The organism is Meiothermus hypogaeus, from assembly GCF_003574035.1.
In the GTDB taxonomy this organism is placed as follows: Bacteria; Deinococcota; Deinococci; order Deinococcales; family Thermaceae; genus Meiothermus; species Meiothermus hypogaeus.
On record NZ_QWKY01000096.1, the window covers coordinates 1 to 10,165 of the forward strand.

11 protein-coding genes are annotated in these 10,165 nt (G+C 62.9%); 10 read left to right on the top strand and 1 reads right to left on the bottom strand.

Annotated features, from left to right (window positions below; translation table 11 throughout):
- Positions 1 to 99: 99 nt before the first annotated feature.
- From metF to cax, 5 genes are all read left to right on the top strand, one after another.
- Positions 100 to 993 (top strand): methylenetetrahydrofolate reductase [NAD(P)H], encoded by an 894-nt coding sequence (gene metF, locus Mhypo_RS15750; protein ID WP_119342217.1) that lies wholly within the window; start codon positions 100 to 102, stop codon positions 991 to 993.
- A gap of 105 nt (positions 994 to 1,098) precedes the next feature.
- Positions 1,099 to 2,277 carry a zinc-dependent alcohol dehydrogenase gene (locus Mhypo_RS15755; protein ID WP_119342226.1) on the top strand — a complete coding sequence of 393 codons (1,179 nt, stop codon included), beginning with the start codon at positions 1,099 to 1,101 and terminating at the stop codon, positions 2,275 to 2,277.
- 223 nt (positions 2,278 to 2,500) lie between these two features.
- Positions 2,501 to 2,902, top strand: coding sequence for a hypothetical protein (locus Mhypo_RS15760; protein ID WP_119342218.1), 402 nt, complete (start codon positions 2,501 to 2,503; stop codon positions 2,900 to 2,902).
- 65 nt (positions 2,903 to 2,967) lie between these two features.
- Positions 2,968 to 3,381, top strand: coding sequence for a GNAT family acetyltransferase (locus Mhypo_RS15765; protein WP_119342219.1), 414 nt, complete (start codon positions 2,968 to 2,970; stop codon positions 3,379 to 3,381).
- A gap of 3 nt (positions 3,382 to 3,384) precedes the next feature.
- The gene (gene cax / locus Mhypo_RS15770; protein ID WP_119342220.1) at positions 3,385 to 4,452 is read left to right on the top strand and encodes a calcium/proton exchanger; all 1,068 of its coding nucleotides are present in this window, start codon (positions 3,385 to 3,387) and stop codon (positions 4,450 to 4,452) included.
- Here the strand turns inward: cax and Mhypo_RS15775 are convergent.
- Positions 4,439 to 5,452, bottom strand: coding sequence for a zinc-dependent alcohol dehydrogenase family protein (locus Mhypo_RS15775; protein WP_240637289.1), 1,014 nt, complete (start codon positions 5,450 to 5,452; stop codon positions 4,439 to 4,441). The two genes, cax and Mhypo_RS15775, sit on opposite strands and share 14 nt — an antisense overlap.
- A gap of 154 nt (positions 5,453 to 5,606) precedes the next feature.
- Between Mhypo_RS15775 and Mhypo_RS15780 the strand changes: the two genes are divergently transcribed.
- From Mhypo_RS15780 to Mhypo_RS15800, 5 genes are all read left to right on the top strand, one after another.
- Positions 5,607 to 6,518 (top strand): ABC transporter substrate-binding protein, encoded by a 912-nt coding sequence (locus Mhypo_RS15780; protein ID WP_119342222.1) that lies wholly within the window; start codon positions 5,607 to 5,609, stop codon positions 6,516 to 6,518.
- Between the two features lie 5 nt (positions 6,519 to 6,523).
- A complete protein-coding gene (locus Mhypo_RS15785) occupies positions 6,524 to 7,855 on the top strand; it encodes an ABC transporter permease (RefSeq protein WP_240637290.1) in 1,332 nt (443 codons plus the stop codon).
- 97 nt (positions 7,856 to 7,952) lie between these two features.
- The gene (locus Mhypo_RS18915; RefSeq protein ID WP_119342223.1) at positions 7,953 to 8,279 is read left to right on the top strand and encodes a four helix bundle protein; all 327 of its coding nucleotides are present in this window, start codon (positions 7,953 to 7,955) and stop codon (positions 8,277 to 8,279) included.
- A gap of 16 nt (positions 8,280 to 8,295) precedes the next feature.
- The gene (locus Mhypo_RS15795) at positions 8,296 to 9,240 is read left to right on the top strand and encodes an ABC transporter ATP-binding protein (protein ID WP_119342224.1); all 945 of its coding nucleotides are present in this window, start codon (positions 8,296 to 8,298) and stop codon (positions 9,238 to 9,240) included.
- A gap of 74 nt (positions 9,241 to 9,314) precedes the next feature.
- Positions 9,315 to 9,989 carry an ABC transporter permease gene (locus Mhypo_RS15800; RefSeq protein ID WP_240637291.1) on the top strand — a complete coding sequence of 225 codons (675 nt, stop codon included), beginning with the start codon at positions 9,315 to 9,317 and terminating at the stop codon, positions 9,987 to 9,989.
- Positions 9,990 to 10,165 lie beyond the last annotated feature (176 nt).

A 10,165-nucleotide genomic window follows, 5' to 3' on the forward strand; every position in this document is an offset into this window, starting at 1 on the left:
GCGAGGGTCAAATAGGGCAGCACCAGAGCCCATTCCTCATCACGGACGTCCGATGGGTAAGCACGGCGGTTCATGCTCTAAACATAACTGCAGTGCCTGATTTGGGTAAGGTGGTTTGTAGATTCTAGCACCCTTCTACAAAGTGCCCGACCTGTCTTTTCCTTTGAGTTTTTTCCACCCAAAACCCCCCAGGGCGAGGTTGCGCTGTTTCGCACCCTGCACGAGCTAAAGCCCCTCGAGCCCGGCTTTGTCTCCATCACCTACGGGGCCGGGGGCAGCGAGCGCAGCAAAACCGCCGAATGGGCGGCCCGTATCCAGAACGAGGTGGGTCTAGTGGCCATGGCCCACCTGACCTGCGTGGGCAGTACCCGAGAAGAGTTGCGGGCCATCCTGCAGGAGTATGCCCGGGTAGGGGTGCAGAACATCATGGCGGTGCGGGGCGACCCACCTAAAGGTGTCCGGGCGTTCCAGCCGGTGGCCGGGGGGTTTCGCTACGCCTCTGAGTTAATTGCTTTCATTCGAGCCGAGTTTGGCGGCACCTTTGCGGTGGCCGGAGGGGGTTACCCGGAAGGACACCCGGAAGCAGCGAGCCTCGAGGCCGACCTGCAAAACTTGCAGCGAAAAGTGGATGCCGGACTGGACTTCGTGGTGACCCAGCTTTTTTTCAACAATGCGCTGTACTTTGGTTTTGTCGAGCGGGCCCGCCGCATGGGGATTACCGTGCCCATCGTACCCGGCCTGATGCCCATCACCGACCTGGCCCAGATTCGCCGCTTTATGGATATGTGTGGGGCCAGCATTCCGGGGCCGCTGCTCTCCAGACTGGAGAAAGCCCAGACGCCCGAGGAAGTGCTGGAAATTGGGGTCGAACATACCACCCGCCAGGCCCAGGAATTGCTGGCAGCGGGGGTTCCGGGGATTCACCTCTACACCCTCAACAAATCGCCCGCTACCCGGAGGGTGATGCAGAACCTGCAAACGGTTTTGCGGTGATCTTTTCCCAGGCCACATTTAGGGGCAGAATAGGGGGGAATGCAAACCACGTTAACGGTTCCCGCCCAAAGCCTGACCCGCCAGAGTGCAGGTGCCCAGGTACTCATGCGCGGCTTGCTTTTTACCCCTTCCATACCGCGTTACGTGGCTGCCAAACTGCTGGGCAAGCGCTATCCCCCCAGGGCGTTGTCCCTCCAACTAACCACCCTGCCCGAGCCCGAACGTCCTCCGGGCTTCGAACGTTTGAAGGTGCGGCTTGCGGGCATCTGCGGCAGCGACCTGGCCTTGCTCTATGGCAAACAAGCCCCCACCCTCTCGGGGATGTTCTCCTTTCCGGCGGTGCTGGGGCACGAAATTCTGGCTGAACTGGGGGGGGTGCGGGTGGTGGTCAATCCAGTACTGGCCTGCCTCGAGCGCGGCCTGCCCGACTGTCCGGCATGTGCCAGGGGCGACGATCACCTGTGCTTTAACGTGGCCGAAGGCAACCTGGGGCCCGGCATGGTGGGCTTTTGCAGGGATCTGGGGGGTGGCTGGGCCCAGCGCATGGTAGCCCACCGCGAGCGCATTTTTCCCATTGATGAGCAGGTGCCCGACGAACGCGCCGTGCTGACCGAACCGGCGGCGGTGGTCTTGCATGGCTTGCGCCAAGCCTGGGGGAAGAGCAGGCTACCGACGGAGTTCCGGCCGGGCCCGGAAGGTTCGTACCTATCTACCTACAGCATGAACTGGCCCGCCGAGATGCTGGTTGTTGGGGCCGGAACCATTGGGCTCTTGACCATCAAGATGCTGCGGGTGCTGGGCTTTGAGGGCCCGCTCTTTGCCGTAGCCCGCCACCCCCGCCAGGCTGAGCTGGCCCAACTGTTGGGCGCCAACCAGATATTCCCCTCCACCCAAGCCGCCCAGCAAGCTGCGGGGGCCCGGCGTTACCGCGGCATCCTGGGGGCGACCTCCTGGCGCGGCGGCTTCGAGGGGGTGGTGGAGGCCTCGGGCTCCCCGGCAGGCTTGCAGGAAGCCACCTGGGCGGTGCGCGAAGGGGGGCGGGTCTTGCTGCTGGGAGCCCCGGCCACAGCCTTCCACGATTTTTCACCCTACTGGTTCCGCGAGATTGGGCTCATAGGTAGCTATGCCTATAGCTGGGACGACTTTGCCCAGACGGTCAAGCTGCTGCCCGAGATGAAGGGCATCGAAGCTATGGTCACCCACCGGTTTGGCCTGGAAGCCTGGCCTGAAGCCATCAAAGCCGCGGTGACCCGGCGGGGTATCAAGGTGGTATTCAAACCCTAGAGGGCTGATGGTGTATAGCCGATAGCTGATAGTTGATGGCTGATAGCTGGTAACCGAACAGTGGAGCACCTATCGCTTGTTGCAGGCCCTTTTGCAATCCTTTGCTTGTCGGTATGCGAACTTCAGGCCAGCATGCTTGGCGCTGGGCGCGATACCCCTAAAGCACGGTTCCCACATTTGTGGCAGGGTAGACGATTTTTGGATGCTTCAAACGGGAGGTCTTATGGACGATAAACCGACCAACGGTAGGGATCGGGCGACCCTCTGGATAGGGGCGGCGGTGTTGGGGGGGTTTGCGGTTCTGGTGGTTTACATGTTTAGCCTGCTGGCCTCGAGCGAGACCACCTGGAGCCGCGCCCTCTACCTTTTTGCCGGGGTGGAGGCCATGGCTTTTGCGGCGGCGGGCTATTTGTTTGGGCGGGAGGTCAACCGCCAGCGGGCCGAGAGCGCGGAGCGGCGGGCCAGCCAGGCCGAGCAGCAGCTTCGGCAATGGAGCGAGCGGGCCCTCGAGGCTGAAGCCAAGGGCCAAAGCCTGAGCACCGCTGCTCGAGTGATGGCCGAGCAGCACCATGAGCTAGCCCCTCTGGCCCAGATGGCCCAGGCGCTTTTCCCCGAAAAGCCATAAGAACTTTCCGGAAATCCTGGCTACCCTTTCGTTTAGACAGGGCTATGCGCTAGGCTAAAGGCACCATGCCCATCCGTGAGTTTCGTATGGCCGACTACTCCAGCGTGATTGCCCTCTGGCAAGACGCGGGCCTGGAGCTCAACCCCTCGGATAGCTTTGAGGGCTTGCAGAAGAAACTCGAGCGCGACCCCGACCTGTTTTTGGTGGCGGAGGAAGACGGCCAGATTCTGGGGGCCTTGCTCGCAGGCTATGACGGACGCCGGGGCTGGCTTTACCACATGGCCGTCCACCCTTTTGGCCAGGGGCAGGGCTGGGGCAAACGGATGATGGAGGAGCTCGAGGCCCGTCTTCGGAATAAAGGTTGCCAAAAGCTCAACCTCCTGGTCGAGCCTTCCTACAGTGGGGCGCAGGATTTTTTCGAGCGGCTGGGTTACCGCCGCGATGAGCTTATTTTTATGGAGAAGTGGCTGGGGGGATAGCCCATGTGGAACTACATTTTGCTGGGTTTTGTGCCCTTGGCGATAGCGCTGGAAGTACTACACGCCCCGGCGGTGTGGATATTCCTGGTTTCGGCCCTGGCCCTGCTGCCGCTGGCGGGTTTCATGGGCCGCGCCACCGAGGAACTGGCGGCCAGGGCGGGTAGCACTGTGGGGGGCTTGCTCAACGCCACCTTTGGGAATGCCGCCGAGCTCATCATTGCGCTGGTGGCCCTGCTGGCCGACAAGATCGAGGTGGTGAAGGCCAGCATTACCGGCTCCATTCTGTCCAACCTGCTTCTAGTGCTGGGGCTTTCCATATTCATGGGTGGCCTGCGCTACAGCACCCAGCGCTTCAACGCCCAGGCCGCGGGCCTGATGACCTCACTCCTGACCCTGACCCTGATTGCCTTCATGCTGCCGGCCTTTTTCGACATCGCCGAGCGCAACTTTTTCAAGGTGCCAAACCCCGCCCTGCCCGACCAGATGTTCAGTCTGGCCACGGCAGGGGTGCTGATTCTGATTTACCTGTCCAACATCTATTTTTCCCTGCGCACCCACAAAGACCTGGTCTCGGGCCTTTCCGATGAGGGGCACCACGAGGCCAGCTGGAGTGTGGCCACCGCGGTGGGGGTGCTGGCCGTCGCCACGGTGGGGGTGGCGGTAATGGCTGAGTTTCTGGTGGGGAGCCTGGAAGAGGCCACCAAGGTGCTGGGCCTCTCGGAGTTTTTTGTGGGCATCATCCTAATTCCGCTGGTGGGCAATGCCGCCGAGCATTTCGCGGCGGTGGTATTCGCCATGAAAAACAAGATGGACCTGGCCGTACAGATTGCCGTGGGTTCTTCTTTGCAGATTGCCCTGCTGGTCGCGCCCATTCTGGTGATCGTGGGCTATTTTGCGGGCCGCCCGATGGATCTGGTGTTTCAGAACCCCCTGGAACTCGCGGCCCTGGCGGCCTCGATTCTGGCCACCAACGCGGTGGTGCGCGATGGGGAAAGCCACTGGCTGGAAGGGGTGCTGTTGCTGGGGGTTTATGCCCTGCTGGGCTTTGCCTTCTTCTTCACCCCGCGCTAACCCGCAGTACCGCCGCACCGTGCACCCGCCCCTCTTTCAAGGCCATAAGGGCCTGGTTGGCTTCTTCCAGGGCAAAAGGCATCACCTCTGGCCGTACCCCGGCGGCCTGGGCTAAAGCCAGGAACGCCTCGCCGTCCTGGCGGGTGAGGTTGGCAACCGAGCGCACCACGCGTTCTTCCCAAAGCAGGCTGTACGGAAAGGCGGGAATCTCGCTCATGTGGATGCCCGCGCACACCACCACCCCGCCCCGGGTGGTAGCCCGCAGGGCCTGGGGCACCAGGGCCCCCACCGGTGCGAAAATCAGGGCTGCGTCCAGGGTCTTGGGCGGAAGCTGGTCGGAGCCTCCCGCCCAGACCGCCCCCAACCGCAAAGCCAGTTGCTGAGCCGCCGTGTCGCCGGGTCGGGTAAAGGCATACACCTCTTTTCCCTGGAAGACAGCAACCTGGGCAAGCAGGTGGGCTGACGCGCCAAAGCCATAAAGGCCAAGCCGTTCGACCCCCTCGCCGGCCAGCCGGTAGGCCCGGTAGCCAATCAGACCCGCACAAAGCAGCGGGGCAGCCTCGAGGTCGCCATACCCCTCGGGCAGCGCGAAGCAGTAGTCCTCGTGGGCCAGGGTGTATTCGGCGTAACCCCCGTCCAGGGTGTAGCCGGTGAAGCGGGCCTGTTCGCACAGGTTTTCCTGGCCCCGCCGGCAGTAGCGGCAGACGCCGCAAGTAGAGCCCAGCCAGGGCACCCCCACCCGCTGGCCCACTCGGAAGCGCTGCGCCTGTGGTCCCAGCGCCACCACCTCACCCACCACCTCGTGGCCCAGCACCAGCGGCAGCTTGGGTTCCCTCAGATCGCCCTCGAAGATGTGCAAATCCGTGCGGCAGACCCCACAGGCCCGCACCCGCAGCAAGACCTGGCGGCCCTGGGGTTGGGGTACCGCTTGTTGCCTCTGCTGTAAGGGTTGATTCACCGCTTCCAGCACCATGGCCCGCATGGAAGCCTGCCCTGACATGCTTAGTTTTTACTGCAACGGCGGCCAGGCTACCGTGCGTTTGCTGCCCATTTGAACCGGCTTGGCTGAGCCTGGGTTGGGTAAGCCAGCAAACACAATGCCTTGCAGAGTGTGTTATGGTTGCAACGTAGGGCGTTGTGGAAAGGAGAGAGGTATGAAGAATGTATTGGCTTTCCTGCTTGCACTGCTTCTGGGCCTGGCCCTGGCACAGAAAGGCCCTGTTACGGTGGGCTCCAAGATTGATACCGAGGGCGCAGTGCTGTGCCAGATGGTCAAGATTCTGCTCGAGGCCAACGGCTTCCGGGTGAACGACCGTTGCAGCACCGGCACCACCGATGTGGTGCGCAAGGCCCTGCTTTCCGGTGAGATAGACCTCTACCCCGAGTACACCGGTACGGCCCTGGGGGTGTTCTTCAAGGATGATCCCAGTGCCCAGGCCGTAACCCGCGATGCGGCCAAAGGCTTTGCCAAGGCCAAAGAACTCGACGCCAAAAACAATATCGTCTGGCTGAATCCAGCCCCGGCCAACAACACCTGGGCCATTGCGGTGCCGCAGGCTCTGGCCCAGCAAAATAACCTCCGCACCATGGCCGACTTTGCCCGCTGGGTGAACGGCGGGGCGCAGGTGCGGCTGGCGGCCAGCCAGGAGTTTGTCGACCGCGACGATGCCCTCAAAGCCTTCGAGAAGGTCTACGGCTTCAAGATGAAGCCCGAGCAACTGGTAATTTTGCCCGGCGGCAACACCACCCAGACCCAGCAGGCGGCGGCTCGGGGTACGGGCGGGGTGAATGCGGCCATGGCCTATGGCACCGATGGCGGCATTGCGGCCCTGGGCCTGGTGGCCCTGACCGACCCCAGGGGAGCAGTGGCGGTGTATCAACCAGCCATCACGGTGCGCAAGGCCGTTTTCGACCGCTTCCCTGAGCTTGCTACCCTGATCAATCCGGTCTTTGCCAGCCTGGGCGAAGCCACGCTTTCCCAGCTCAACGCTGAAGTGGCTGTGAACGGTAAAAACCCCGCTGAGGTGGCGCGGGCCTACCTGCGTTCCAAGAACTTTATCCGGTGAGAGCGGTGAGCCCAGGGTCCAGGGCTCAGGGTGAGACCCGGCGGACAATCCTGAACCCCCATCCGGTGGCCCTGCTAGCTGCCGGGCTGGGGCTAGTGGCCCTGGGGCTGCCCTGGCTCGAGCTCAAGGCAAGCCGCATTGCCGCCGGTGAAGCTGTTGGCGTGTGGGGCTGGCCGGGTTCCTGGGGCCTGCTGTTGCTGGGGCTGTGGTTGTTGCTTGCTTTTGTCCGGGGGCCCTGGCGGGGGTTGCTGCTGGGAATGGCCCTGCTGGTCTGGGGTTTGCTGGTCGGGCAGGGCACAGCTTATTTATTGAGCAACCAGCTCGAGAGCGCTCGAGTCTCCGCCGCGGGGGGCCTGTGGCTCTCACTGCTGGCGCTGTATGTGGGCTACTTTGCGGCCTACCGCGAGGGGCGCGGCTGGGCGGTGCTCTCGGCCCCGCTCGCCTTGGCGCTGCTGATTGGGCTTGGGGCCTTCGATCAACTGGGGCCTGTGGTGGAGTGGCGATCCTGGCGTGAGCAGTTTGCCACCGAGCTATGGCGCCATCTTTCGCTCTCGGGTAGCGCGGTGCTGCTGGCCGTTGGGGTGGGGGTGCCGCTTGGGGTGCTGGTGGCCAGCAGCCCCCGCTTTGGCTGGGTGCTGGGGGTGATGGGGTTTTTGCAGACCATCCCCTCGCTGGCGCTTTTTGGCCTGCTCCTGCCACTGCTGGCCCAGGTTTCGCAAACCCTGCGCCTCGAGACCGCCCTGGCCCTGCTGGTGGTGGGGGTGTTTGCTTTTCGCTTGCTGTGGGCGGTTTCGGGGGGGTTGGCGGTTTTGCTCATGCTGCCGCTGGGTCTCCTGGCCCTGGTGATGGCGGGGGCCTGGCTCCACAGCCTCCTGGGGCCCGACCCGCTACGGATTGCCTTCCAGGCCCCCCTGCAGGCCTCGGGGATTCGGGGGATTGGGGCGGCCCCCGCCGTGCTGGCCCTGACCCTGTATGCGCTCTTACCGGTGGTGCTCAACGTCTATACCGGCCTGCGCGGGGTGCCCGAGGCAGTCAAGGACGCCGGACGCGGCATGGGTATGAGCCCGGCACAGCTCTTCTGGCGGGTCGAGCTGCCGCTGGCCTTGCCGCTGATGCTCGAGGGTATTCGCGGTGCCGCTTCCCTGACCATCGGCATCACCACCGTTGCAGCCCTGATTGGCGCGGGAGGGCTGGGTTTTTTCATCCTGCGCGGGGTAGAAGGGGGCGCACCCGACATGGTGCTGCTGGGTGCGATTCCCATTATTGGGCTGGCCCTGCTGGTAGACTCGGCCCTGCGCTGGATGGGGGGGCTGCTCCGGTGGAGGATGGGAATATAGAGGTTAGTGGACAGGGGTGCGGGGAAAGTTGATGGGAAAAGGAGTGTTTAGTAAAGAATGCAGAATTTGACAGCATCTGATTGTTTGGCAACTATGCATGGATTTGGCGGTGGAGTGCTACAGCTTGACGGCGTCATACCCCAAGAAGGAACTGTATGGCTTGGCATTGCAGATCAACCGCTCGTGCGCTTCCATTCCGGCCAACATAGCGGAAGGGCATGGGCGTGGGTCGAGAAAGGAATTTGTCCAATTTTTGTGGATTGCCCATGGCTCGTTATGCGAACTGGAAACGCATATCCTATTGTTGGAGCGGTTGGGCTTGATGGAGAAAGGGCAGAACCAGCGACTACTGCAATCTTGTACCCAAATAAAGAAGATGCTCCGGGCGCTGATTAGCCAACTGGCCAAAACCCCTCATCCCTGACCCCTCTGCCCCCCCTATGATCCGGTTTGAGAATGTCGTCAAGCGCTACGGGGACTTTGAGGCGCTGGGGGGTGTGAGCCTCGAGGTCGCCCAGGGGCAACTCGTCACCTTGCTGGGGCCGTCGGGGTGCGGTAAAACCACCCTGCTGCGCACGGTCAACCGCCTGATTGAACCGACCGAGGGCACGGTGTTTGTGGGCAATCGGGACGTGCGCGGGCTGGATGGGGTGGAACTCCGGCGGGGCATGGGCTACGTGATCCAGAGCATCGGGCTGTTTCCGCATATGAGTGTGCTGGAGAACGTGATGGTAGTGCCGCGCCTTTTGGGCTGGAAAAAAGAAAAACGCGAGGCTCGAGCCAAAGAGATGCTGGCCCTGGTGGGTCTGGAACCCCAGACCTTTGCAGGCCGCTACCCGCGCGAGCTTTCGGGTGGCCAGGCCCAGCGGGTGGGTCTGGCCCGGGCCCTGGCCGCCGACCCACCGGTGCTGCTCCTGGACGAGCCCTTTGGTGCGGTAGACCCCCCCACGCGCGAACGCTTGCAGGACGAGTTTCTAAAGCTGCAAAGCGAACTCAGAAAGACCGTGCTGTTTGTCACCCACGACCTCGAGGAAGCGGTCAAAATCTCGGATCGCATCTGCTTGATGAACGGGGGGCGCGTAGAACAGTACGACCCCCCCGAAGTGCTCTTGCGGCGTCCCAAAACCCCCTTCGTTCAGAGCTTTCTGGGGCCTTCGCGCACCCTTTTGCGCCTTTCGCGAATTCCTTTAGGCGGGCTGATTGAGCCGCTGGACTCGCACCGTCCATCGGTGTCCATTCCTCACTCGGCTAGTGCCCGTGAAGCATTTTCGACCCTGCTTGCGAGCGGCCTTCGCACCCTAGGGGTGAGCGACGCAACGGGCAGGCTGGTCGGTCTGGTGCGGCTGGAGACCCTGCTGGCTGCGGTCTCGGAGGAGGAAGCATAGTTCGCACAACCCCCCGCAACCTGGCCCGGCCGCTTTGGCTCCCTTTGTTGGGGTGGGGGCTGGTACTTTTCTTATTGGCCCAGCAGTCTATCTGGAAGGCCCTTTTTTCCCTTCTATTTCCCAGTGCCCAGAGCCCCCTTTTCGAGCGCGAGACCCTGCTGAACCTCACTTTGCAGCACCTGGCCATCACCTTTGGCGCGGGTGCGCTGGTGCTGCTGGTGGGTTTGCCGCTGGTGGTGCTGGTTACCCGGCCCGCGGGGGCGGCCTTCCGCCCCTTGCTCGAGAACCTGGTGGCAGTGGGGCAGACCTTCCCCCCGGTGGCGGTGCTGGTGCTGGCCCTGCCGTTTTTGGGCTTTGGCTCTTCTGGAGCGGTGCTGGCATTGTTCTTGTATGGCCTGCTGCCCGTAGTGCGCAATGGGCTGGAAGGACTCACTTCGCTGCCCAGCGATGTGCTTGATGCCGCGAAGGGCATGGGGTATGCCCGCGCGCAGATGCTCTGGGCGGTGGAACTGCCGCTGGCTTTGCCGGTGATACTGGCGGGCATTCGTACCAGCCTGGTGCTGATTCTGGCTACTGCCACCGTGGCCCCGCTGGTGGGCGGGGGAGGCCTGGGGGTACCGATCATCGCCGGGCTGGCTGTGAGCAACCTGGCCTATGTGGTGCAGGGGGCGGCAGCGGTGGCCTTGCTGGCGGTGCTGCTGGACTGGACGCTGGCACGTTTGGAGCAGGCCCTCACCCCCTGGCGGTAGGGGGCGGGGCTGGTCTGGTGGACACTTTTGGTTGACCCTCCGGGCCGACTAAGTACACTCACGATAGACTTTTACTATGGGAAACTTTCGGTACATTGAGTTGAGCAGCGAAGAGGATGAGCGGCTGAGGGCCATCGAGCAGAGCCCGCACATGAACAAGAAGGTCAGGCTGCGCA